This is a genomic window from Lentzea terrae, assembly GCF_003265345.1.
Lineage (GTDB): Bacteria > Actinomycetota > Actinomycetes > Mycobacteriales > Pseudonocardiaceae > Lentzea > Lentzea terrae.
Window position 1 is genome coordinate 109,622 of sequence record NZ_QFWW01000022.1, and the last position, 22,992, is coordinate 132,613.

25 protein-coding genes are annotated in these 22,992 nt (G+C 70.0%); 17 read left to right on the top strand and 8 right to left on the bottom strand.

Features of this window, described 5'->3' with window-relative positions; translation table 11 throughout:
- Window positions 1-56 precede the first annotated feature (56 nt).
- On the top strand, window positions 57-401 hold the full coding sequence (locus DI276_RS27450; protein WP_030466135.1) for an RNA polymerase-binding protein RbpA: 345 nt from the start codon (window positions 57-59) through the stop codon (window positions 399-401).
- 59 nt (window positions 402-460) lie between these two features.
- Here the strand turns inward: DI276_RS27450 and DI276_RS27455 are convergent, their stop codons facing one another.
- Window positions 461-1,111 (bottom strand): TVP38/TMEM64 family protein, encoded by a 651-nt coding sequence (locus DI276_RS27455; protein WP_157984976.1) that lies wholly within the window; start codon window positions 1,109-1,111, stop codon window positions 461-463.
- A 70-nt stretch (window positions 1,112-1,181) separates the two neighbouring features.
- Between DI276_RS27455 and DI276_RS50255 the strand changes: the two genes are divergently transcribed.
- The 4 genes from DI276_RS50255 (at window position 1,182) to DI276_RS27470 (ending at window position 3,646) form a co-directional block, all read left to right on the top strand.
- Window positions 1,182-1,586, top strand: a complete 405-nt coding sequence (locus DI276_RS50255; protein WP_157984977.1) for a hypothetical protein — start codon at window positions 1,182-1,184, stop codon at window positions 1,584-1,586.
- 27 nt (window positions 1,587-1,613) lie between these two features.
- Window positions 1,614-2,429: an aldo/keto reductase gene (locus DI276_RS27460; protein WP_112268489.1), complete on the top strand. Its 816-nt coding sequence runs from the start codon at window positions 1,614-1,616 to the stop codon at window positions 2,427-2,429.
- A gap of 9 nt (window positions 2,430-2,438) precedes the next feature.
- On the top strand, window positions 2,439-3,029 hold the full coding sequence (locus tag DI276_RS27465; protein WP_112268491.1) for an SMI1/KNR4 family protein: 591 nt from the start codon (window positions 2,439-2,441) through the stop codon (window positions 3,027-3,029).
- 197 nt (window positions 3,030-3,226) lie between these two features.
- Window positions 3,227-3,646: an MgtC/SapB family protein gene (locus DI276_RS27470; RefSeq protein ID WP_112268493.1), complete on the top strand. Its 420-nt coding sequence runs from the start codon at window positions 3,227-3,229 to the stop codon at window positions 3,644-3,646.
- On the opposite strand, the gene DI276_RS27475 is transcribed toward DI276_RS27470, so the two are convergent.
- The 3 genes from DI276_RS27475 to DI276_RS52420 all read right to left on the bottom strand — a co-directional run bounded on the left by DI276_RS27475 (window position 3,643) and on the right by DI276_RS52420 (window position 4,605).
- Complete coding sequence (locus DI276_RS27475) at window positions 3,643-3,951, bottom strand: DUF1540 domain-containing protein (RefSeq protein WP_112268495.1); 309 nt, start codon at window positions 3,949-3,951, stop codon at window positions 3,643-3,645. The genes DI276_RS27470 and DI276_RS27475 overlap by 4 nt on opposite strands.
- A gap of 80 nt (window positions 3,952-4,031) precedes the next feature.
- Window positions 4,032-4,235, bottom strand: a complete 204-nt coding sequence (locus DI276_RS52415; RefSeq protein WP_232836956.1) for a hypothetical protein — start codon at window positions 4,233-4,235, stop codon at window positions 4,032-4,034.
- A 7-nt stretch (window positions 4,236-4,242) separates the two neighbouring features.
- Window positions 4,243-4,605: a nucleotidyltransferase domain-containing protein gene (locus DI276_RS52420; RefSeq protein WP_232836957.1), complete on the bottom strand. Its 363-nt coding sequence runs from the start codon at window positions 4,603-4,605 to the stop codon at window positions 4,243-4,245.
- An 82-nt stretch (window positions 4,606-4,687) separates the two neighbouring features.
- Here DI276_RS52420 and DI276_RS27485 point away from each other — a divergent pair, with 82 nt between their 5' ends.
- Window positions 4,688-5,455: an alpha/beta fold hydrolase gene (locus DI276_RS27485; RefSeq protein WP_198680940.1), complete on the top strand. Its 768-nt coding sequence runs from the start codon at window positions 4,688-4,690 to the stop codon at window positions 5,453-5,455.
- On the opposite strand, the gene DI276_RS27490 is transcribed toward DI276_RS27485, so the two are convergent.
- Both DI276_RS27490 and DI276_RS27495 read right to left on the bottom strand, forming a co-directional pair.
- Entirely contained in the window at window positions 5,439-6,191 is a 753-nt protein-coding gene (locus tag DI276_RS27490) for a class I SAM-dependent methyltransferase (protein ID WP_112268581.1), read from the bottom strand. The two genes, DI276_RS27485 and DI276_RS27490, sit on opposite strands and share 17 nt — an antisense overlap.
- 10 nt (window positions 6,192-6,201) lie before the next feature.
- The gene (locus DI276_RS27495; RefSeq protein ID WP_232836958.1) at window positions 6,202-7,464 is read right to left on the bottom strand and encodes an epoxide hydrolase family protein; all 1,263 of its coding nucleotides are present in this window, start codon (window positions 7,462-7,464) and stop codon (window positions 6,202-6,204) included.
- A gap of 106 nt (window positions 7,465-7,570) precedes the next feature.
- Between DI276_RS27495 and DI276_RS27500 the strand changes: the two genes are divergently transcribed.
- The 5 genes from DI276_RS27500 (at window position 7,571) to DI276_RS27520 (ending at window position 12,364) form a co-directional block, all read left to right on the top strand.
- Window positions 7,571-8,128 carry an NADPH-dependent F420 reductase gene (locus DI276_RS27500; RefSeq protein WP_112268498.1) on the top strand — a complete coding sequence of 186 codons (558 nt, stop codon included), beginning with the start codon at window positions 7,571-7,573 and terminating at the stop codon, window positions 8,126-8,128.
- Window positions 8,125-9,144 (top strand): LLM class flavin-dependent oxidoreductase, encoded by a 1,020-nt coding sequence (locus DI276_RS27505; RefSeq protein ID WP_112268499.1) that lies wholly within the window; start codon window positions 8,125-8,127, stop codon window positions 9,142-9,144. The genes DI276_RS27500 and DI276_RS27505 overlap by 4 nt, the downstream gene beginning before the upstream one ends.
- A 300-nt stretch (window positions 9,145-9,444) precedes the next feature.
- Window positions 9,445-10,239: a glycoside hydrolase family 20 zincin-like fold domain-containing protein gene (locus tag DI276_RS27510; protein ID WP_157984978.1), complete on the top strand. Its 795-nt coding sequence runs from the start codon at window positions 9,445-9,447 to the stop codon at window positions 10,237-10,239.
- Between the two features lie 227 nt (window positions 10,240-10,466).
- Entirely contained in the window at window positions 10,467-11,120 is a 654-nt protein-coding gene (locus DI276_RS27515; RefSeq protein ID WP_408610584.1) for a response regulator transcription factor, read from the top strand.
- 17 nt (window positions 11,121-11,137) lie between these two features.
- A complete protein-coding gene (locus DI276_RS27520) occupies window positions 11,138-12,364 on the top strand; it encodes a sensor histidine kinase (protein WP_198680941.1) in 1,227 nt (408 codons plus the stop codon).
- Here DI276_RS27520 and DI276_RS27525 read toward each other — a convergent pair.
- Window positions 12,345-13,814, bottom strand: coding sequence for an aromatic amino acid ammonia-lyase (locus DI276_RS27525; RefSeq protein WP_112268502.1), 1,470 nt, complete (start codon window positions 13,812-13,814; stop codon window positions 12,345-12,347). The genes DI276_RS27520 and DI276_RS27525 overlap by 20 nt on opposite strands.
- Before the next feature lie 63 nt (window positions 13,815-13,877).
- Here DI276_RS27525 and DI276_RS27530 point away from each other — a divergent pair, with 63 nt between their 5' ends.
- Genes DI276_RS27530 through DI276_RS27555 form a run of 6 tightly spaced genes read left to right on the top strand, consistent with a single transcriptional unit; the run spans window position 13,878 to window position 21,869 of the window.
- Complete coding sequence (locus DI276_RS27530) at window positions 13,878-15,419, top strand: NAD(P)-binding domain-containing protein (protein WP_112268503.1); 1,542 nt, start codon at window positions 13,878-13,880, stop codon at window positions 15,417-15,419.
- Entirely contained in the window at window positions 15,406-16,764 is a 1,359-nt protein-coding gene (locus DI276_RS27535; RefSeq protein ID WP_198680942.1) for a class I adenylate-forming enzyme family protein, read from the top strand. Before DI276_RS27530 ends, DI276_RS27535 begins: the two co-directional genes overlap by 14 nt.
- 11 nt (window positions 16,765-16,775) lie before the next feature.
- Complete coding sequence (locus tag DI276_RS27540) at window positions 16,776-18,317, top strand: NAD(P)-binding domain-containing protein (protein ID WP_112268504.1); 1,542 nt, start codon at window positions 16,776-16,778, stop codon at window positions 18,315-18,317.
- Complete coding sequence (locus DI276_RS27545) at window positions 18,314-19,309, top strand: alpha-hydroxy acid oxidase (protein ID WP_112268505.1); 996 nt, start codon at window positions 18,314-18,316, stop codon at window positions 19,307-19,309. The genes DI276_RS27540 and DI276_RS27545 overlap by 4 nt, the downstream gene beginning before the upstream one ends.
- Window positions 19,303-20,580, top strand: coding sequence for a cytochrome P450 (locus tag DI276_RS27550; RefSeq protein ID WP_232836959.1), 1,278 nt, complete (start codon window positions 19,303-19,305; stop codon window positions 20,578-20,580). The genes DI276_RS27545 and DI276_RS27550 overlap by 7 nt, the downstream gene beginning before the upstream one ends.
- The gene (locus DI276_RS27555; RefSeq protein WP_112268507.1) at window positions 20,577-21,869 is read left to right on the top strand and encodes a cation:proton antiporter domain-containing protein; all 1,293 of its coding nucleotides are present in this window, start codon (window positions 20,577-20,579) and stop codon (window positions 21,867-21,869) included. Before DI276_RS27550 ends, DI276_RS27555 begins: the two co-directional genes overlap by 4 nt.
- Here the strand turns inward: DI276_RS27555 and DI276_RS27560 are convergent.
- Window positions 21,836-22,942 carry a glycosyltransferase gene (locus tag DI276_RS27560; RefSeq protein ID WP_112268508.1) on the bottom strand — a complete coding sequence of 369 codons (1,107 nt, stop codon included), beginning with the start codon at window positions 22,940-22,942 and terminating at the stop codon, window positions 21,836-21,838. The genes DI276_RS27555 and DI276_RS27560 overlap by 34 nt on opposite strands.
- Window positions 22,943-22,992 lie beyond the last annotated feature (50 nt).

The following is a 22,992-nucleotide window of genomic DNA, read 5'->3' on the forward strand; positions in this document are numbered from 1 at the left end:
ACACGGTGAGCAAGAAGCCTGGGCCCCGGCCCTGAGCCGAGCGAAAGGACACCGCCATGGCCGACCGCGTTTTGCGTGGAAGCCGGCTCGGAGCAGTCAGCTACGAGACCGACCGCAACCATGATCTCGCTCCGCGCCGGGCAGCGCGGTACGCCTGCCCCAAGGGACACGACTTCGAGGTCCCGTTCTCCGACGACGCCGAGTTGCCGCCGACCTGGGAATGCCGCTTGCACGGCACCGAGTCGAAGATCATCGACGGCGTCGAGCCGGAGGTGAAGAAGGTCAAGCCGCCGCGCACGCACTGGGACATGCTCCTGGAGCGCCGGTCGATCCCCGAGCTCGAGGAGCTGCTCGACGAGCGCCTCGAAGAGCTGCGCGGACGCCGCACCCGCACGGCCTGATCTTCGCAGACGCTTCAAGCCGTCCCGGCCTCCCGCCGGGGCGGCTTTTTGCGTGCCCGTCAGGCCTGCCGGGTGGCCTTCTGGGTCGATTTGACGAGGTTCCGGCCCCACCACACCCCGGCGACCGCCAGCACGCCCCAGATCGTCAACGCGACGACCGACCGCGGCGATCCGAGATCGCTCAGCGCGTCCCCCAGCACCGCCGCCAGCACGGTCGACGGGACGAGGCCCAGCGCGGTGCCGAGCGCGAAGTGCCGTGCTTTGACCGCCGTGACGCCCGCGCCGTAGTTCGCCAGCGTGAACGGCAGGATCGGCAGCATCCTGATCACCAGCGTGGCCTCCACGCCCCTGGTGGCGAAGACGTCCTCGAGGACCTGGAGCCGCTCCCCCAGCCACGGCGCAACGGCCTCGCGGCCGAGCCTGCGGGCGATCCCGAACGCGATCATCGCGCCCGCGGTGAACCCGGCGATGGCGAGCACGCTCCCCCACGTGACGCCGAACAGCAGTCCTGCCGCCGTGGCGAGCACCGGCTTCGGGAAGAACACCGCCGTGCCGAGCGCTGCCGCGGCCACGAACACCACTGGTGCCGCTGCGCCGGCCTGGTCGACGAGCTCGCGCAGGCGTGCGCCGTCCGGGATGTCGACGAACTGAGCTGCTGCGGCCAATGCGACGACGAGCAGCACCAGGAGGATCAGGCCCGCACGTCGCATCAGTCCAACGTACCTGGCGCGATGGAACGAACCGTGCCGCGCGTCGGCTGTTCCCGGTTTGATCGAGATCATGAGATTCCAGCAGAGCCTCACCGCCGCGATCGCCGCCACGGCCCTCGTGCTCCTGGCTGCGCCGGCACAGGCGGCCTCCGGGGACTGGTTCGCGGTGAACGCCGGCCGCGGCGCTCGCGGTGACCTGGCCGGGCACGTCGAGTGGAACGAGCACACCGCCACCGTGACCGCCGTCGTGGCCGGCTTCCGGCGCGACCGGTGGACCACCGCCCACATCAACGCCTACGCCGGCGACACCCAGGTCGGCGCCTGGACGCAGGGAGTGCTGTTCGAGGCCAAGGGCTTCGAGGTCGAGCTCGGTGAACCCGGCGTCGCCGTCGACCACGTCACGGCGCAGGTGTGCGCGCCGGTCGGCTCTGATCGTGAACAGTGCGGCGAAACCGAGGACCTGTACCGCCGCTGAGACGTCTTCGCGGGCATTCTGGGCGGCATGACTGTGACGCTGCCGTCCGGAGAGTCCATCCCCGCGCTCGGCATGGGCACGTGGATGATGGCCGAGCGCCCTGCCGCGCGAGCGTCCGAGATCGCGGCACTGCGGGAGGGCCTCGACCTCGGCCTGACGTTGATCGACACCGCCGAGATGTACGGGTCGGGCGCCGCGGAGACGCTCGTCGGCGAAGCTGTCGCCGGCCGCCGGGACGAGGTGTTCCTCGTGTCGAAAGTGCTGCCGTCCAACGCGTCTGCGGGCGGTGTGGTGCGGGCGTGCGAGGCCAGCCTGCGCCGGTTGGGCACCGACCGCCTGGACCTGTACCTGCTGCACTGGCGCGGCAGCGTGCCGCTCGCGCAGACCGTGGAGGGCTTCGAGGCGTTGGTGGCGGCGGGCAAGATCCGGCACTGGGGCGTCAGCAACCTGGATCTTTCCGACCTGGACGAGTTGCCGGGCGCCTGCCAGACCAACCAGATCCTCTACAACCTCTCGCGGCGCGGCCCCGAGCACGACCTGCTGCCGTGGCACGCGTCCGTCGGCATGCCGATCATGGCCTACTCCCCCGTCGAGCAGGGCCGGTTGCTGGGCTCGCCGGTGCTCGCCTCGGTGGCCGCCCGGCACGACGCGACGCCCGCCCAGGTGGCGCTGGCATGGGTGCTGCGGTTGCCGTACGTGAACGCGATCCCCAAGGCGGGCACTGTCGCGCACGTCCGGGAGAACGCGGCGGCGGTGTCGTTGCGGCTGTCCGCAGAGGACTTCGCGGAACTGGACCGCGCGTTCCCTCCCCCGGACGGGCCGCAGCCGCTGGAGATGCTTTAGTTCCGTGGCATGAGCTGGACAGGGATCGAGAGCTGGGTCCGCGCGAAGTCGCCGGCGCTGCACGCCGCCCTCCTGCCGCCCGCCACCGACGCGGACCTCGCCGCGGCGGAAGAGACCCTCGGCCGCCCGTTGCCGGCCGATCTCGCGGCGTGGTGGCGCCAGTTCGGCGGCATCGCGGAGACCTACACCCACTGGCCGCTCATCCCGCCGCACTGGCAACCGCACGGCCTCGGCGCCGCGCTTTCCCTGCGGAAGCTGATGATCCGGGCGATCAGCGGCATCCACTTCGCCACGCGCGGCGAGGAGCAGGACTTCGAGGCGGCGGCGTTGCGCGAACCCGCCGGTACGCCGTGCGTGGAGCTGTGGCTGCCCGCGTGGCTGCCGGTGGCCGGCGACGGTGCCGGGTACGAGCTGTTCGTGGACCTGCGGGCCGGTGCGCTGCAGGGCTGCGTGATGGAGTGGGACAAGTACAGCGGTGCCGACCGTGCGCCTGTGTGGCCTCATGTGACCGCGATGCTCGCCGAGACGGTGCGGGCGTTGAGCGGCGATCATCCGGACCATCGTCTGGTGTTCGAGCACAACTACTTCTTCTGGGAGTGATGCACTCTCACCTGCGGCTCACACCCGGTTCGGTAGTGTGGACCGGTCTTGTCAGCCAGACATCAGGAAGCGAGGTGAGCGACACATGCCAGGCGACAGTAGCCAGCGCAGGTCATTTCACCTCGCTCGTCCTTTTTGGGCACGCTTCAGTTCTGGCGTGTGACGCGCACCCCCTGCAACACAAGGGGAGTCACACGATGCACGTCTTCGACATGACGCTGCGCATTGCCGAGAGCATGGGCCTCGGCGCGTTGATCGGTTTCGAGCGGCAGTACCGCTCGCGCATGGCAGGCCTGCGCACCAACGCCCTCGTGGCGGTGGGCGCCGCGCTGTTCGTGCTGCTGTCCGCACAGGGCTTCGACGGCCAGGGCGACCCCACGCGGGTCGCCGCCCAGGTGGTGTCCGGCATCGGTTTCCTGGGCGCGGGCGTGATCCTGCGCGACGGCCTCTCGGTGCGCGGACTGAACACCGCGGCCACGCTGTGGTGCGCGGCCGCGGTGGGTTCGCTGGCAGGTGCCGGCCTGCACGTCGTGGCGGCGGCCGGCACGGTGGCGATCATCGCAGTCAACGTCGGCCTGCGGGAGCTGGGCCGGGCCGTGGACCGCAAAGAGGACTAACGGGGCTGGTAGGTCAGGCAGTTCGCGTGGTGGGCGCCTTCGCCCTCGCCGATCCGCACGCTCTGCGCCGTGCACTCCAACGACGAGTTGTGCACGCAGTCCGCGCGGGAACAGGCGCCGACCTGCGCGATGACCTTGTCCAGGCCGCCCTTGGTGCCCAGCGGGATGAAGGTGCCGCAGTCGGCCGCCCCGTTGTCGCCGCGCACGGTGATCGCGAAGGCGTGGCAGCCGTCGTGGTTGTAGGAGCAGTCGTGCACGGTGCAATCGTGGACGGCGGGCATCGCCGGGTTCTCGAGGGTGGTCATGTCCGCTCCTGCCGTGGTGGGAAAGGTTCGGTGATTCGGACGATGCCACCACGGCAGAAAGCCCGCAATTCGAGCGGGAATTAGGCGATCCTATCCTTCAACAATGGCGATCGCTTCGGCCAGCCACTGTCGTTGCGCGCGCTGAGCAGCGGTAACGCCGCGTCGAAGTCGATCTGGTCTTTTGGCCGAGGTGATGTGGACTTGTAGAAGAGTTCGATCTCGGGAACCAGGTACGGGATGCCGGATTCCGTGACGTTGCCGAGCGTGGAGATGCTTCGACGCACGCGTGGATCACGTCGGGACACCCAGTCGTCCCCATCGGATTCGTCGAGCATCACCTGGACCTGCCAGTGCTCGGAACCGGCTGGGCGGCACCAGATGTCGTGAACACCGGGTGGCAAGAGCTCGCCAGGCCGCCACGGGCGCAGGGTTCCCGGCGGATCGGCCGCCCACCACTCCCAGCCCGCCAACGCGCTGCACCGCGAGCTGGTCGCGGCGCAGCAACAACACGTCGATGTCGGAGTGCGGACGCAGCGGGCGGCCGACCGCGAGCTCGATCGCGTAGCCGCCCGCCACCCACCACTGGACGCCGGTGAACAGCCCGGCCACCTCGGCCGGACGCAACGGGTCCCACGGGAGCTCGGTGAGTGACATTCCGGCAGGGTATTGCGAACGGCGCCGGTTGCCCTGATGATCCACTGCGCGGAAAACAGGACTGGAGTGCGGTGTGGCGACGATGACGACGGGCGACGGGCAGCTGGTGTCCTATGTGGACCACGGCGGTGACGGCCCGCCGGTCGTGCTGCTGCACAGCTTCCTGATGGACACGACGATGTGGCAGCCGCAGGTCGAGGCGTTCGGACCGGACTACCGGTTGATCGCGATCGACGAGCGCGGTCACGGTGGCACGCCTGTCAGTGCGCCGTTCGACTACTGGGACGTGGCCAGGGACGCGCTCGCCGTTCTCGACGCGTTGAACATCGACGCGGCCGCCGTCGTCGGGACGAGCCAGGGCGGGTTCGTGACGCTGCGGATGGCTTTGCTGGCACCGGAACGGGTCACGGCGCTCGCGGTGCTGGGCACGTCCGGTGAGGCGGAGGACGAGCAGATCGCCGCCGCGTACCAGCAGCTCACCGAGGTGTGGATCGCGCAGGGGCCGGACACGGTGGTGGAGGCGAGGGCCGAGATCTGCCTCGGCGACTACGACGCGTCGGAGTGGACGCCCAAGTGGAGCCAGGTCGAGCCGGACCGGTTGCGGTTCATCAGCAACGCCCTGATCAGCCGGGACGGCGTGCTCGACCGCGTCGGGGAGATCACCGTGCCGGCGCTCGTGCTGCACGGCACCGCGGATCTCGCCTATCCCGTCGCGAAGGCGGAGGCGCTCGTGGCCGCGCTCCCCAAGGCCGAACTGGTCACCGTCGAGGGTGGCGCGCACTTCCTCAGTCTCACGCACGCCGCCGAGGTGAACCCGCACCTGGAGCGGTTCCTCAGCGCGAACCTTTGACGGCCCAAGCGCGCGCGGTCAGCTCGATCGGGCCCTCGGCGGGGAGACGGGAGCGGAGCAGGTCGCGGATCGCGGCGCGGTGTTCCGGCGGCAGCGTCGCGGCGTAGGCGGGTGCGGCGCCGGTGCCGCCCTCGAACGGGTCCCAGAAGTCGGCGAAGTCGCGGAACACGGTGGGCACGACGATGCCGGTCACCTCGACGTCGCGCAGGCCGGCCCCGGTCCAGAAGCTGCGCAACGGGTCGGGGTCGCTGATGTCGCCGAAGCGCAGGCCTTCGTCCGCGGCGGCTGCTGCGGGGTCGACGTCGCGGGCGGCGTCCCAGAAGAGGCGCATCATCTGCATGCCGCTGGTGTAGTCCCACAGGTAGGAACCCACGTACGAGCCGACGCGGGCGAACTCGGCGACGGCTCGGGCGATGTCGGGCACGAAGGTGAGCACGAGCCCGCTCACCACCACGTCGGCTTGCCGCTCCCCCAGCTCGACCGCCGTGCCGACCTCGAACGTCGCGCCGGGCACGCGTTGCCGGGCCAGGTCCAGGAACGCGGCGGACGGGTCGACGCCGGTGATCGACGAGGGCTGCGCGTGGGCGAGCACCGTCTCGGTCAGCGCGCCGGTGCCGCAGCCGACGTCGAGCCACGTGCGGCCCGGTGGCACGGCCAGCCAGCGCAGGAACTCGACCGCGACCGGCCTGCTCCACCGGCCCACGTACCGTTCGTAAGCGGCGCCACCGTCCCACATGGCCTGCAAGCTAGCGCAGCTGCCGGAACCCCGCCCGCACTTCCTCGGCGAGGATGTGCGGCTGTTCCCAGGCGGCGAAGTGCCCGCCGCGCGACACGCGGTGGTAGTGGATCAGGTTCGGGTAGGCGCGTTCGGCCCAGCTGCGCGGTGCCTGGTAGACCTCCTCGGGGAACACGCTCACCGCGACCGGCAGCGTGACGCCCTTGGCGGCGATCACCGAGTACTTGCTCTCCCAGTACAGGCGGGCGGACGAGATCGCGGTGTCGGTGAGCCAGTAGAGCGACACGTTCTCGACGATGTCCTGACGGCTCAAGCTTTCCCGATGACCGTCGAAGGCCCGCGCGATCAGCGCGAGGCTCGCGAGGTTGTGGTCGATCATGAACGACGCCAGGCCGATGGGTGAGTCGGCGAACGCCCGCAAAGTCTGCGGGCGGGTGCCCATGATCCGCGCGTAGGCCTGTCCCTTGCTGTACCGGAAGAGCACGTCCTGCCACGCCTTGAGCTCGTCGCCCTCCAGTCCTGGCGGTTGCGGGCCACCGGCGCGGGCGGCGTTGTCGATGTCGACGGGGACCGCGCCGGGCAGGTTCGTGTGGACGCCGAGCAGTCCTGGCGGCTTCCGCAGTGCCATGAGGTCGACGATCAGCGCGCCCCAGTCGCCGCCCTGGGCCACGTACCGGTCGTGGCCCAGGCGTTTCATCAGCTCGATCCACGTGCCGGCGATGCGGTCGGGGCCCCAGCCGGTCGTCGTGGGCTTGCCGGAGAAGCCGTAACCGGGCATCGACGGGATCACGAGATGGAAGGCGTCTTCGGCCTTGCCGCCGTACGCGGTCGGGTCGGTGAGCGGTCCGATGATCTTCAGCTGCTCGATGACCGAGCCGGGCCAGCCGTGCGAGACGAGCAGCGGCAGGGCGTTCTCGTGCTTCGAGCGGACGTGCAGGAAGTGGATGTCCAGGCCGTCGATCTCGGTCAGGAACTGCGGCAGCGCGTTGAGCTTGGCCTCGGTCGTGCGCCAGTCGTACTCGTGCGTCCAGTAGCGGGCGAGCTGCCGCAGCGTCCGTTGCGGCGCGCCCTGGGACAGGTCCGTGACGGTCTCGGCGTCGGGCCAGCGGGTCTGCTGGACGCGGCGGCGCAGCTCGACCAGGTCCCGTTCGGGGACGCGGACGCGGAACGGTCTGATCATGCCGCCGGCTTGCGCTGCACCCGGTTCGAGCAGCCCGAACGTGAGCGCGGCTGAGGCGGACAGAAAACTGCGGCGGGACGGCTGATACGACACGTCCTCGACCGTAGGAACGCTCTGTCACAGTTCGCGAGCGTCGCGTGACGGCATTGGGGTACGTCACGCCGAGGAATAAGCGGGGGATGGTCCGGTTATACCGGGCATGAAGGTAGCTGTTCTGGGTGCCGGCCACGTCGGCCCGGTCATCGCGCGGCTCGCCCTGGCGGCGGGCTACCCGGTGGCCATCGCGGGTTCCGGCGACCCGGCGCGGATCGAGATGATCACGTCGTTCCTCGCGCCGGGTGCGGTGCCGCGGTCTGCCGCCGACGCCGTGGCGGACGCCGATCTGGTCGTGCTGGCGATCCCGTGGCACCGGTTCGCGACGGTCGACCCGGCGCTGTTCGCGGGCAAGGTCGTCGTCGACGCCATGAACCACTGGCCGCCCGCCGCCGAGCCGCTGGGCACGAGCGAGGAAGTCGCGCGGCGGCTGGTCGGCGCGCAGGTCGTCAAAACCCTCAACCACATCGCCTACCAGGACATGGAACCGCCGTCGGGCCGCGCCGTCGGGCTGGCCGGTGACTCCCCCGCGGCGTTGGACGTCGTGGCGGAGTTCTTGTCCCGCATCGGTTTCGAGCCGGTGCGCGTGGGTTCGCTGGCCGACGGACGGCTGCTGGAACCCGGCAGCCCGGTGTTCGGGACGTTCACGAAGGAGCTGTCATGACCACGTTCGGACTCGACACGTTCGGCGACGTCACCCACGACGCCGACGGCACACCGCTCTCCCACGCCCAGACCATCCGCAACGTCGTCGAGCAGGGCGTGCTCGCCGACCAGGTGGGCCTGGACTTCTTCGGCATCGGCGAGCACCACACGCCCGACATGCCGCTGTCCGCCGCCGACGTGGTGCTGGCCGCGATCGCCGCCCGCACGTCGTTCATCCACCTGGGTTCGGCCGTGACCGTGCTCAGCTCGGACGACCCGGTGCGCGTGTTCCAGCGCTTCTCCACGTTGAACGCGGTGTCGGGCGGCCGGGCGGAGGTCATCCTGGGCCGCGGGTCCAGTGTGGACTCGTTCCCGCTGTTCGGTTACGACCTCGCCGACTACGAGGACCTGTTCGAGGAGAAGACGCATCTCTTCGCGGAGCTGCTGAAGGGCGGCCCGGTCACCTGGCAGGGCAAGACCCGCGCGGCGCTGCACGAGCAGGACGTCGTGCCGTTCACCGAGCCGTTCCCGACGTGGATCGGCGTGGGCGGCAGCCCGCAGTCCGTGGTGCGCGCGGCCTCGTACGGGTTCTCGCTGATGCTGGCGATCATCGGCGGCCACCCCGGCCGCTTCGCGCCGTTCTCCGAGCTCTACCGGCACGCGCTGGAGAAGTTCGGCCGTGCGCCGCTGCCGATCGGGATCCACTCCCCCGGTCACGTGGCGCCCACGGACGCGCAGGCGCGGGAGGAGTTCTGGCCGCACTACCTGGACGTGATCTCGCGGTTGGGGCGGACGCGCGGGTTCTCGACGCCCACCCCGGAGTCCTACGCGCACGAGGTGGGGCCGCACGGCGCGTTGTTCGTGGGGTCGCCGGACACCGTGGCTTCGAAGATGGCGCGGACGATGAAGACGTTGGGCGCCAGCCGGTTCGACCTCAAGTACGGGATCGGCGGGTTGTCGCACGGCTCGTTGATGCGGACGATCGAGCTCTACGGAACCGAGGTGGTGCCTCGGGTCCGCGAGCTGCTCAGCTGATCAACCGCTCCATCTCCGCTCGACTGATCGGCAGGTACCGGCTGTAGGACGCCTTGGCTGGTCCGGGCCTGTCCGTTCCCAGCCGAGGGCAGGCCCGGAGAACTTCTCCTCGATCCCCTCCTTGCCCCGGTTCACCAGCTGGGCGCGGAAGAGGTCGAGGTCTGGCGATCGTCCGAAGCTCGCCGAGGCCCACGGCGGGACCGTCGGTGTGATCAGCGCGACAGGCCGGGGAACCACGTTCACCGTGCGGTTGCCGGAACTCCCGTGATACCTCCTGCGTTAGTCCGCTGGGAGGAACCGGTGATTATTCCGATGCCGTCGAGCGCGCCCCGTCGCACGGGTGCGTTCGCGTTGACCGAGGACGTCGCGGTCCGGGTGACCGGACAGGCGCGCACGGCGGCGGCGTTGCTGCGCGAGCACATCTTCCGGCAGACCGGCTACCTGCTCGCCGAGTCGGCGGACGGCATGCTGATGGTGTCGCACGACCCGGCCATGCGCGGGCTCGGCCCGGAAGGCTATGCGCTGCTGGTCAGCAACACGGCGGTGATGCTGCGCGCCAGCACCCAGGCCGGTCTGCGGCACGGCGTGCAGTCGTTCCGGCAGCTGATGACCGCGGACAACGCGGTGCGCGCGGCCGACCTGCGGGACTCCCCCGCGTTCTCCTGGCGTGGCGTGACGAGCGCGCTGCTGCCGCCCGCCGAGATGCGCAAGGCCATCGACAAGATGGCCGCCTACAAGCTCAACGTCATGCACGTCTTCCCCGAGGGCGACCCGGACGCGCTGCGTGACCTCGTCGAGTACGGTCGCGACAACGGCATCACGGTCGTGCCGGAGATCAGCCCGGCGACGCTCGACCTGCTGGAGCTGTTCCCGAGCCGGTGGGTGCACATCGGCAGCGCCAAGCTGACCGCCAAGCTCGCCGGGGTGCTGGAGCGGCACGGCCGGCTGCCGGTGCGGTGGCACGACGGCAGTTCGGCGGCGGACGTGCTGGGCCCGCACGGCCAGCTGACCGAGGGCGACCCCGGCCTGCGTGCCGTCGCGACGGCGGGCTGGGTCGGCGGCCGGTTCACCACGCCCGCGGTCGTGCGGGCCTGAGGGTTTTCACACCTCTCGCGCTGTCCCAGGTCATGCGGTGCGCGTGTTTAACATGTTTATCGGTTGAATTCCCGGGACTCCGCTCGTGCACAGGTTCGCAATTGGCCGCAGGTGCGCACTGAGCAGTGCGTATCACGTATGTGAATTCTGCCGTTCCCTGTCCATTGACTGTTTCACCACCTCGATGACCTGGTCGGATGCCGTGGCAGCGTGCCATTCTTCGGTGCGTGCGGCTACTGCTCGTGGAGGACGACAGAGAGCTGGTGGAGTTGCTCTCCACCGTGCTGCGGGGTGAGGGACATGTCGTGGATGTCGCTTTCGACGGGCACCGCGGATTGCATCTCGCGCTCACTCGGCCATACGACGTAGTGGTAATAGACCGCGGACTGCCGGTGCTCGACGGACTCGACCTGCTGGCGCGGCTGCGCTCCCGTGCGGTGCGCACGCAGGCGTTGGTGCTGACGGCGATGGGGTCCGTGCGCGACCGGATCGACGGCCTCGACGCCGGTGCGGACGACTACCTGGCGAAACCGTTCGACCTGGGCGAGCTGCGCGCCCGGCTGCGAGCGCTGGGCCGGCGCGCGGCCGAGTTGACCGCGGCGCTGCGGATCGGGGCCGGTCGCCTGGAGCTGGAGCAACACCGGGTCGTGCTGCCCGACGGTGAACGGGTGCCGCTGACGGCTCGCGAGTTCGCGCTGCTGCGGGTGCTCGCGACCCATCCGGAGACGGTGCACACGCGGTCCTCGCTGCGGCGGACGGTGTTCCACGACGCGCCGTCGCCGTCCATTGTGGACACGTACGTGCATTACCTGCGGTCGAAGGTCGGGCGTTCCGTGGTGCACACGGTGCAGGGGGTCGGCTACCGGTTGGGGGCCTTGTGAGAGCTTCGTGGGGTGACGTGGAACGCGCGGTGGTCCGGCGGGCGCGGCTGCGGGTGAGCGTGCTGGTGGGCCTGGCGATCACCGTGATGGTGACGTTCGTCGGCGCGATCGCGTACGTCGTCATGGTGCACGCGCAGGAAACGCAGGTGACGCGCGAGCTGCAGTACAACGCCCGGTTCGGCGTGCCGGGCATCGCGCCCAAGTGCGCGTGGGTGTTCGTGCTGGAGGACGGCGTGGTCGATCTCGGCCCGCTGGAGGTACCCGGTGGTTTCCCACTGCGGCCTGACCTGGACGCGGTCTCCTCGTCCGGTGCTCCGATCTCCCGCGATGTCACCGCCAACGGCACCGAGTACATGGTGCTCACCGCGCGCGGTGCCAACGACACGGTCGTGCAGTCGGTGTTCGACATGCGATACCTGCTGGCCGACCGGCGGCATCTGTTGCAGGCCCTGGGAGTCGCGTTGGTGGCCGGGTTGCTCGTGGCGGCGCTGATCGGGCTGATGGTCGGCCGTCGGACGGTCGGGCCGCTGGCGGAGGCGCTGGCGCGGCAACGCCGGTTCGTCACCGATGCGAGCCACGAGCTGCGCACGCCGATCGCGCGGGCCCATCTGCGGGCGCAGTTGCTGTCGGCCGCCGCGGATCTGCCCGACAGCCGCCGCGACGACCTCGACGCGCTGACCCGGTCCATTCGCGGGCTGGCGGACGTGGTGGACGACTTGCTGCTGTCGGCGCAGCTGAGCCGGGAGCCGGGTGGGCAGCCGGTGGATGTTCTGGCGGTGACGACGTCGGCGGTGGCTGGTGAGAGCGAGCGGGCCGCGGAACGGCGGATCGCGCTGGATCTCGAGTCCGCCGGCGGGCCGCTGGTGGTCGCCGGGGTGGAGACGGCGTTGCGGCGGGCGGTGGACGAGCTGCTGGCCAACGCGGTGCGGCACACGCCGGAGGGTGGGCGGATCTCGGTTCGGGTCGGGTCGGTGGCCGGGCACGTCGAGGTGGTGGTGGCGGACACCGGGGACGGGTTCGAGGCGGTGGAGGCGTCGCGGTTGTTCGACCGGTTCCGGCACGGGGACGGGGAGAAGCGGTTCGGGCTGGGGCTCGCGTTGGTGCGGGAGATCGTGACCGGGCACGGTGGGACGGTGGAGGCCGTCGGGCATCCGGGGCGGGGTGCGCGGTTCACGTTGCGGCTGCCGGTCGCGGGGCAGGCTGCGCAGCCGTTGCGGGAGAGGATCACGTCGGCTTGTTCGTGACGACGTCCGCCGCCAGCCGGACCTCGGTTTCGAGCGGCCGGTCCGGGTCCACCGGCTCGATGACCTCCGCGAGCGCGTCCACCAATGCCGCGCACCGAGGCGCCGTCGGCCTCCTCCCGCCCACGTGCACTGCCTGCCGCAGCCCCAACGCGAGCGAACCGACCAGCAGTCGCAACAACTCGGCGAGGCCGTAGGCGCGCAGGGCGGCTTGCGTCCCGAACGGCACGACGTCTTGGTTGCGCAGGTTGGTGGACAGGCTCTGCGTGCTGGCGGGCAGCACGTTGCGGCGGATTTCGGCGACGAACGCGGTGGTCGCCAGCTGCACGCCCTGCAGGCCGTGCTGCTGACCGGGTCCGGCGGCGAGCATCGGTGGCAGGCCGGTGTTGCGGGACGGGTCCACCAGCAGGTCCAGCTGCCGTTCGGCGAGGTTGCCGAGCGACGCGGTGACCGTGGCGAGCATGTCGGCGGCGAACGCGGCGGGCTGGCCGAAGAAGTTGCCGCCGTGCGCCACCAGGTCGTCGTCGGGGAAGAACAGCGGGTTGTCGCTGACGCCGGCCAGGTCCGCGGCGATCACGCCGTCCACGTAGCGCAACGCGTCCTCGGCCGCGCCCAGCAACTGGGGTGAGCAGCGGATGCTGTACGGCTCCTGCAAAGCGCGTTCGCCGCTGGGCCCGGTGCCTGCCAGCAACTCACGCATCCGCGCGGCAACGGAGGTGGTGCCGGCGTGGCCGAACGCCGTGATCAGCCGGGGGTCGAGGAAGCCGGGGTCGGCGCCGAGGATGTCCACGAGCAGACAGGTCAGGTCGGCGATGGCGCGGTGCGAGGCGCGTACTGACGAGAGGGCGAGGGCTGCGGCGGCGGTGGTGAGCGATGTGCCGTTGACGAGGGCGAGCGCGTCGCGGCCATCCAGGTCGAGCGGCGTCAACCCGGCCTGAAGCAAAGCGTCGGTAGCGGGCATCCGGACGCCGTCGAGGTAGGCGTTTCCGCGGCCGCGCAGGGCTTGTGCCGCGGCGGCGAGTGGGATCAGGTCTCCGCTCGCCCCAACGGATCCGTAGCGCGGGACGGCCGGGACGAAGGTGGTCGCGAACATCGCCGCGAGTCCCTCCACGACGTGCGCGGAGACGCCGGAGAGGCCCTGCGCGAGCGACCACGTTCGCACGAGCAGGGCGGCTCGGGTGATGTCCAGGGGCAGGTCGGGGCCTTGGCCCGCGCCGAGGTGTGCGAGGGTGTTGTCGCACTGGTCAGCCTCGGTGGACCGGCCCGCGAAGCCCACCAGTGCACCGAATCCGGTCTTGGCGCCGTACACCGGGCGTTCGTCGTCGGCGAGCACCTTGCGCAGGTACTCGCGGCCTCGCTGCACCCGGTCCAGCACAGCGGGTGGGACCAGCACGGGCAACGGCGAAGCGGCCTGCAGCAGGTGCGCGGTGGTCAAGGGTGAACCGAGATCCATCGCACGGACGGTAGGCAGCTGATCTCAGAGAACTCTGAGATCGCGTGGGTAGCTTCCCCGTGCATGGCGCACGACTACCTGATCATCGGCGCGGGACCGGCCGGTTTGCAGCTCGCCGCACTGCTGGACCGGGACGGTCGTGACTACGCCGTCCTCGAACGCGGCAGCGGGGCCGGCACGTTCTTCACCCGCTTCCCTCGGCACCGCAAGCTCATCTCCATCAACAAGGTCCACACCGGGTACACCGACCCGGAGCAGCGCATGCGGATGGACTGGAACTCGCTGCTGACCGACGACCCGGACCTGCTGTTCACCCGCTACAGCCCGAAGTACTTCCCGGACGCCGACGACATCGTCCGGTACCTCCACGACTTCGCGGCCGGCCTCAAGGTGCACTACGACATCGATGTCACCAGGATCGAACGCGACGACAACGGGTTCGTCGTCACCGACCACAGTGGACAGACGTGGCACGCGCGAAACCTGGTGCTGGCCACCGGTGTCTCGCAGCTCCACGTGCCGGACATCCCCGGCATCGAGCACGTCGAGCGCTACGACACCTTCACCACCGATCCCCAGGAGTTCACCGACCAGCGGGTGCTCGTGATCGGCAAGGGCAACTCGGGCTTCGAGACCGCCGACGCACTGGTGGAGCACGCGGCCGTCATCCACGTCGCCGGACCGCACTCGGTGAAGCTGGCGTGGCAGACGCACTTCGTCGGGCATCTGCGCGCGGTCAACAACAACTTCCTCGACACCTACCAGCTCAAGTCCGAGAACGCGGTCATCGACGGCACGATCGAACGCATCGAACAACTGGAGAACGGGTTCCGGATCCAGTTCCGCTACGCGCGCACGGTCGAGAAGCTGCGCGAACTGGAGTACGACCGGATCATCGCGTGCACCGGGTTCCGGTTCGACGCCTCGATCTTCGCCGACGGCTGCCGCCCCGCTCTGGTGATCAAGGACCGCTTCCCCGAGCTGACCTCGGCGTTCGAGTCGGTGAACGTGCCCGGCCTGTACTTCGCGGGCACGATCACGCAGTCCCGCGACTTCAAGAAGTCGACCAGCGGGTTCATCCACGGCTTCCGCTACGGCGCCCGCGCGCTGCACCGCGTCCTGACCGCCCGCAACCACGACGTCCCGTGGCCGCACACACCGCTGGAGCTCTCCCCCGAGGCCATCAGCGACGCGTTGATCGCACGCGTGAACACGTCTTCCTGTCTGTGGCAGCAGTTCGCGGTCATCGGTGACGTCGTGACGGTCGACGGCGGCGAGGCGCGCTACGAGGAGGAGGTGCCGGTCGCGTACGTCGCGGACGGCGGCCTCGGTCCCGGCGAGCACCGGTTCGTCGCGACGCTGGAGTACGGCCCGGACCACGACACCGTGGATCCCTTCGACATCACCATTCCCCGAGTCGCCGAGAACGACGCGACCAACGCGGCGCAGGCGAGCTACCTGCATCCGGTGGTGCGCTACTACCGGCACGGCGTGCTCACCGCGACCCACCACCTGGCCGAGAACCTGGAGAACCACTGGGACTTCCCGGACGTGCACCAGCAGCCGCTGGTCGTGTTCGTGAAGGAATGCCTTGCCGGCGCGTGAGCCGTTCCCGCGCGCGGTGCTCAACGTGCTCGGTGCCGCCGCGGACCGGCCGGTGTTCGAGCACGGCACCCGCGTGGTGACCGGCGGCGAACTGCTCGACCTGGTGGCGCGGATCGCGAACGGCTTGCGCGCCAAGGGTCTCGGTCCGGGTGACGGGGTGGCGTTGCTGCAGGGTGTGAACGTCGCGGCGTTCGCGACGATCCTCGCGGCCCACGCGGTGGGTGCCCGAGTGGTGGGCGTGCGGCCAGGACTCACGCAGCCGCAAGTCGAACACCTGCTGGGCCTCGCCATCAAGCTCGTGGTTCGTGACGACGACATTCCCCGAGGCCGTGCGTCAGAACTGCATTGTGATGGCAGGCCAGAAGACTTCGCCCGCCTCATCCACACCAGCGGCAGCACCGGCGCTCCCAAAGCGTGCGCCCAGACCTACGCCTCGATGACCAACGCCTGGGCCGCGCGTCCCGAAGCCTGGCCACCCGCGATCCGGGAGCTGGCATCGAGGTTGCAGCGCTACCTCGTGTTCGGGTCGCTCTCCAGCCAGGTGATGTTCGAGTACGCCACCCTCACCCTCACCGCAGGCGGCACGATCGTCGTAGCCGACAACCCGGCCGACGCGATCACCCGCCACCGCGCGACGGCCCGCGTGATCACCGTGCCCGGCCTGGCCAAGCTCGTCGCGACCCAGCGCCACTCCCCCGCCGACCTCTCGACGTTGCGAGCGCTGCTGGTCTCCGGCTCACCGCTGACCACCGAACGCCACCGCGAGGCACTCGAAGTACTGGGACCGGTGCTGTTCCACGGCTACGGCCAGACCGAGACCGGCATGATCTCGATGGCCACGCCCCAAGACCCGCCCGGCACGGTCGGGAAACCGCCGACACAGGTGGAGATCCGCGACGGCGAGCTGTTCGTCCGCACGCCAGGACAGGCGAGCGAGTACTGGGCGAACCCGCAGGAGTCGGCCGAGGTGTTCGTGGACGGCTGGGTGCGCACCCGCGACCTCGGCCACCTCGACGCCGACGGGTTCCTGCACCTGACCGGACGGGCCAGGGACGTCGTGATCGTCAACGCGAACCTGCATTACGTCGGCCCGATCGAGCACGTCATCGCCGAGCACCCGGACGTCGCAGAGGCCTACGTGGTCGCGGTGCCGGACGACGAGACCGGCGAGGCCGTGCACGCGTTCGTGGTCCCCAAAGCAGATCGAGTGCCGCAACTCGAAGAACTGCAGAAGCTCGTGACCGAACGACTGGGCGCGGCCTGCGCCCCGAAGCAGGTCACCGCCATCGACGAACCCCCTGTCGCCCCCAGTGGCAAGCCCGACAAGCGTCTGTTGACCGCGTAGAGGAGAGAGTCGTGTCCAGCGAGGTTTCGACCGAGTGTCTCGTGATCGGCGCCGGTCCGGCGGGGCTGCAGGCGTCCTACCTGCTCAAGCGGGCCGGGCGCGACCACCTGGTGCTGGAGTCCGGTGCGGCGGCGGGCACGTTCTTCACCCGCTTTCCCCGGCACCGCCAGCTGATCTCCATCAACAAGGTGTACACGGGCTGGGACGACCCGGAGCTGAACCTGCGCGTCGACTGGAACTCGTTGCTGTCGGACGATCCCGAGCTGCTGTTCACCGGCTACACGCCGCGCTACTTCCCGCAGGCCGACGACATGGTCCGGTATCTGGGCGACTTCGCGGTCAAGAACGACCTGCCGGTCCGGTACGGCACGCGGGTCGTGTCGGTCAGCAGGCCGGACGACTTCGTGGTGCGCGACCAGCACGGCGTCACGTACCGGGCGAAGCGGATCATCGCGGCGACCGGCGTCTCGAAGCCGAACGTGCCGGAGATCCAAGGCGTCGAGCACGCCGAGCTGTACTACGACGTTTCGGTTGATCCGCAGAACTTCGTGAACCAGAAGGTGCTGATCATCGGGCGCGGCAACTCGGCGTTCGAGACCGCCGACGCACTCGTCGAGACCGCGTCGGTCATCCACGTCGCCGGGCCCGGTTCGCTGAAGCTCGCGTGGCAGACGCACTTCGTCGGGCATCTGCGGGCGGTGAACAACAACTTCCTCGACACCTACCAGCTCAAGTCGCAGAACGCGGTGCTGGACGGGCACATCGCGGGCATCCGCCGTGACGGCGACGACTACCTGGTCAAGGTGAAGTTCCAGCGGGTCAACGAGGTCGTCAAGGAGATCCGCTACGACCGGGTGATCCTCGCGACCGGGTTCCGGTTCGACGCCTCGATCTTCGCGCCGGAGTGCCGGCCGCAGCTCACGATCAACGCGCGGTTCCCCGACCAGACGTCGGCGTGGGAGTCGGTGAACGTGCCGGACCTGTTCTTCGCGGGCACGATCACGCAGGCGCGGGACTTCAAGAAGTCGACCAGCGGGTTCATCCACGGCTTCCGCTACGGGGTTCGCGCGCTGCACCGCATCCACGAGCACCGCTACCACGGCGTGGACTGGCCGAGCCGCGCCGTGGCACCCGAAGCGGTCACCGACGCGATCATCGAGCGGGTCAACCGGACTTCCGCGCTGTGGCAGCTCTTCGCCTTCATGGCCGACGCGGTGCTGTTCGGCCCGGACGGCGTGCGCTACGTCGAGGAGGTGCCGGTCGCGTACCTGCACGAAGCGGTGGCACGCGGCGACTTCGGGGACGTCGAGGAGTACCTGACGGTGACGCTGGAGTACGGCGCGGACCACGACAAGGTCAACCCGTTCGACATCACCGCCGGTCGCACGTCGCAGGAGGACACCAGTGGGCTCGACGGCCGCTACCTGCACCCGGTGGTCCGCCGGTTTCGCGGCGGTGAGCTGGTCGACGAGCACCACCTCACCGAGAACCTCGAGAACGAGTGGGACAGCGAGAGGGTGCACAAGGCGCCCTTGCGGGAGTACCTCCGGTGAACCCCGTGCTCGCGGAGCTGCACGAGAAGGCACGCGCGGCGCTCGACCCCGTCCACTACGACTTCTACGCGGGCGGGGTCGGGGACGAGGTCGTGCTCGCGGCGAACGAGGCCGCGTTCCGGCGGCTCGCGTTGCTGCCGAGAGTGTTGCGGGGCAAGCAGGTCCGCGCGGACTTTCCCGTGCTGATCTCGCCGACCGCGTTCCACAAGCTCGCTCACCCCGACGGTGAGCTGGCGACGGCGCGGGCGCTGGCGGGCACCGTGCTGGTGTCCAGCATGGCGTCGACGGTGCCGATCGCCGACATCGTCGAAGCCGCCACCGGCCCGGTGTGGTTCCAGCTGTACATGCAGCCGGACTTCGAGGTCACGGAAGCGTTGGTGCGCCGGGCCGAGCAGGCCGGTTGCGCCGCACTGGTGATCACGGTCGACTCCCCTGTCTTCGGCCGGCACCGGCGCGACGTCGAGCACGGTTTCCACGACCTGCCCGCCGGACTGGCCGCGGAGAACATGCGGAACCTGCCCGGCTTTCCCGGACTCAGGAAGATCGAGATGTCGGCGTTCACCTGGGAGAACATCGAACACCTGCGTGAGCTGACATCGCTTCCGGTGTGGCTCAAGGGGATTCTGCACCCGGCCGACGCGCGGCTCGCGGTCGGGCACGGCGTGGCGGGGATCTTCGTGTCCAACCACGGCGGCCGTCAGCTCGACCTCGTGCCCGCCGCCGTGGACGCGTTGCCCGCCGTGGTCGACGCGGTCGCCGGGCGGCTCCCGGTGGTGCTGGACGGCGGTGTCCGAAGTGGCGGCGACATCGCACTGGCGGTCGCGCAGGGAGCATCGGCCGTCGGCATCGGCAGGCCGGTGCTGTGGGGGCTCGCCGCGGACGGTGAGGCCGGGGTGCGCCGGGTGCTGGACGTGCTGCGGGACGAGTTCGAGCACGTGCTGGCGATGTGCGGTGGGGAGCTCAGCCGCGACATGGTGGTGGCCAGGTGCTGAGCCGGCTGGTGATCGCCTTGCGCGTCAAGGTGTTCGAGAAGGTCAACGGCGACAACGCGATCACGTTCCCCAACGCCGTGGTCGGCCCCGACCGGTTCCAGGAGCTCTACGGCCACCCCGCCGCGAACGGCCGCAGCAAGGGCGCCGGGCTGTCGGACCTGTTCTGGTACTGGCTCTCCCCCGGCCCCGAGGTGCACCAGGAACACCTGGAGGCCGGGCCGCGCTACGACGACGTGGCTCAGGTGACGCGCACCTTCCTCGCCGGGCCTGCTGACGCGCTGTCCGCCGCCGCGGCCCGCTGCACCGCGAAAGTGCTGGACGAGGTGATCACCAAGCCGGTCACGCACGTCCGGCTGCGCGACCTGATGATGCCCGTGTGGGCCGAGTACTGCTACGAGCTGGTGTTCGGCGAACCGTGCCCACGTGCGGCCCGTGACCTGATCGTCGGGCACGCCGACGACGTCGTGACCTCGTTGAAGTGCACGGGGTTTCGCCATCCCGCCCGGCGCGCCCGCCTCACCCGCTACCTGGAGACCCGGCTCGCCGACGTCCGGCATCCGTTGCCGGAGACGTTGACCAGGACCGAACAGGTGCACTACCTGCAGGGCACCTACTTCAACACCGCCGTGGTGCAGATGTCCGAGGCGATGGCGCACCTGCTGCTCGCGTTGGCCCAGCATCCCCAAGTGGCGCAACGGATCGACGACGACAGGTACTTCGCGCACGTGCTGGACGAGACGTTCCGGCTCTACCCGTTGTTCGGCATCGCCCACCGCATCACCACCGCGGACATCGAACTGGACGAGCACACACGCTTCCCGGCCGGTTCGGTGCTGTGCTTCGACTACCCGGCCTACCACGCGACCGGGTACGCGAACCCGCACGAGTTCGACCCCGGCCGCTGGGAGCACACCAACGCACGCAACGAGCACCACATCCCGTTCGGCGTCGCCGCCAACCGCCCCTGCCCGGCGTGGCGCCTCTCCCCCATCGCACTGCGGGCGGCAACGAGAGAAGTGCTGCGCCGCGTCACGCTGCACTCCACCGTCGCCCACACCCGGTCGCTGCCCAGCCGCGGCCCGTGCCTGCTCGTCCGCGACGGTTCCACACCACGTCTGCGGTTGTGGCTGATGCGCGTACTGGATCGCTGGGAGGACGTGTGGCGCAGCGTCGTCCAGCTCGTGCTCGGCACCGCGATGGTGCTGCACGCCCACCGGCTGCGGCTCGCGGGCCGCTACTTCGAGACGCACCAACCTCAGGAGATCCCGTGAACCAGATCCACTTCGCGCTGCAGGTCTTCGCCGCACTCGCGGTGGTGCTCGTCGCGACCACCGTCTGCGGGCGGCTCGCCATGCTGATCCGCCAGCCCAGAGTGGTCGGCGAGATGGTCGCCGGCGTCCTGCTCGGACCGGCGCTGCTCGGCGCCGTCGCACCCGGCGTCCAGGCCCAGCTCTTCCCCGCCGACGTCAAGAGCACCCTGTACGTGCTGAGCACGATCGGCCTGACGTTCTACATGTTCCTCGTCGGGTCCTCTTTGGACCACGGCCTGACCTCCGGCGCCAACGCGCGCAAGGCTTCCGTGCTCGCCGTGTCCGGCATCGTGCCGACGTTCCTGCTCGGTGCCGGCACCGCCGTGATCTTCTTCGACACACTCAGCCCGGCGGGCTCCAGCCTGTGGGTGTTCATGCTGTTCGTCGGCGGCGCCCTGTCGATCACCGCGTTCCCCATGCTCGCCCGGATCCTGCAGGAACGCGGCATCGCCAACACCCCGATCGGCGGCCTGACCCTGGTGGCCGCGGCGATCGACGACGCGGTGGCGTGGGGCTTCCTCGCCCTGATCATCGCGGTCGGCACGTCCGGCAGCCCGGCAGGCGCACTGCGCACGATCATCGGCGCGGCGATCTTCGCGGGCCTGATGCTCACCGTCGGCCGCAAGTGGCTCGCCAAGCTCGGCGAACGCGCCGAACGCGACGGCAAGCTCAGCCGGGACATGATGGCGAGCATCTTGCTCGTCGTGCTGCTCGCCGGCTGGTACACCGACTACATCGGCGTGTTCTCGGTCTTCGGCGGCTTCATCACCGGCCTCGCGATGCCCAAGTCGCCGGTCGTGCGGCACGAGCTCGACACCAAGCTCACCGACCTCAATTCGATCCTGCTGCTACCGGTGTTCTTCGCCTTCAGCGGCCTCAACACCCAGGTCTCCGGCTTCGGCGCGGGCGGAGGGCTGTGGCTCCCGCTCGCCGTGATCATGCTGGCCGCGTTCGCGGGCAAGTACCTCGGCTGCGGCCTGGTCGTGCGCGCCCAAGGCTACTCCTGGCGCTACGCCTCGGCCGTCGGCGGCCTGATGAACGCGCGCGGCCTGATGATCCTGATCTTCATCAACATCGGCCTCGCGTACGAGCTGGTCACCCCGGAGATGTTCGCGATCCTCGTCGCCGTCGCGATCGTCACGACCGCCGCGGCCATGCCGATCTACCGGGCGTCACTACCTGACCACCTCGAAGTGCAGGCGGACGTGAAACCGCGTCAGATGAGCCCTTCCAGCCGCTCGACGACCTGAACCGGGGCGGGCATCCCGGCGATCTCCTCGGCGATCCTGCCCGCCACCTCCCGCGCGGCCGGATCGTCCAGCAGCCGGCCCGCCGCCTCGGCGACGGCGTCCGCGGTGATCTCCGGCCCGACCAGCTTCTCGCCCGCGCCCTTCTCGGCCAGCACGTCGGCGTTGACGAACTGGTCGGCGCCCTGTGGCAGCACCAGCTGCGGCAGCCCAGCCGCCAGCGCCCCGAGCACCGTGCCCGATCCGCCGTGGTGCACCACGAGGGCTGCGCGTTCCAGGACCTTCGCCTGCGGCACGAACCCCGCCACGTGCACGTTGCCCGGCACCTCGCCGAGCAGCGCGGGGTCGCCGGGCCCGACCGCCACCAGCACGTCGACCGGCAGCCGCGCGAGCCCGTCGACCGCCGCCCGCAGCACCTCCGTCGCACCGAACGACACCGTGCCGAGCGTCAGGTGGACCAGCGGCTTCCCGTCGCTGAACGAGGGCATGGGCACGTCCAGGTCGAACGGCACCGGCCGCTGCCGGAGCACCCCTGGCAGCTTCGCGACCTCCGGGTCGCGCACGGCGTCCGGCCAGATGTCGATGACGGTGTCGCCCAGCATCAGGTCGGCGGGCGGCGCACCGTCCCACAGCCACGCCATCGCCGGAGCGGCCACCTCCAGGATCGCGGCCGGCATCGACCGGCCGATCACGTGCGACACGAACGGGATCCCGGCCTCCCGCGCGGCCTTGGCTGCGCCGACGTCGCTCTGCTCGTAGACGACCAGGTCCGGCCGGAGCCGCGGCAGCAGCGGTTGGAGGTCCGCGAGCGTCGCCCTCGGCAGCAGGTCGCCGAACATGGTGATCAGGAGGGTGACGATCTCGGCGTCCGGGTGCCGTTTGCGCGCCTCGGTCTCGGCTTCGCCGACCGAGATGCCCGCCGCGTGCGCTGCGAATCCCAGCTCGCGCACCTTGTCCAGGAAGCTCGGACCGGTCGCGAACACGACTTCGTGGCCGGCGTCCTGCGCTGCCCTGGCGAGCGGGACCAACGGGAACAGGTGGCCGTAGGCGGGGCGGCACGAGAAGAGGATGCGCACTTCCGCGAGCCTAACGAGCTGTTCCTTGCCGCATCGTGGTTTCGACGCGG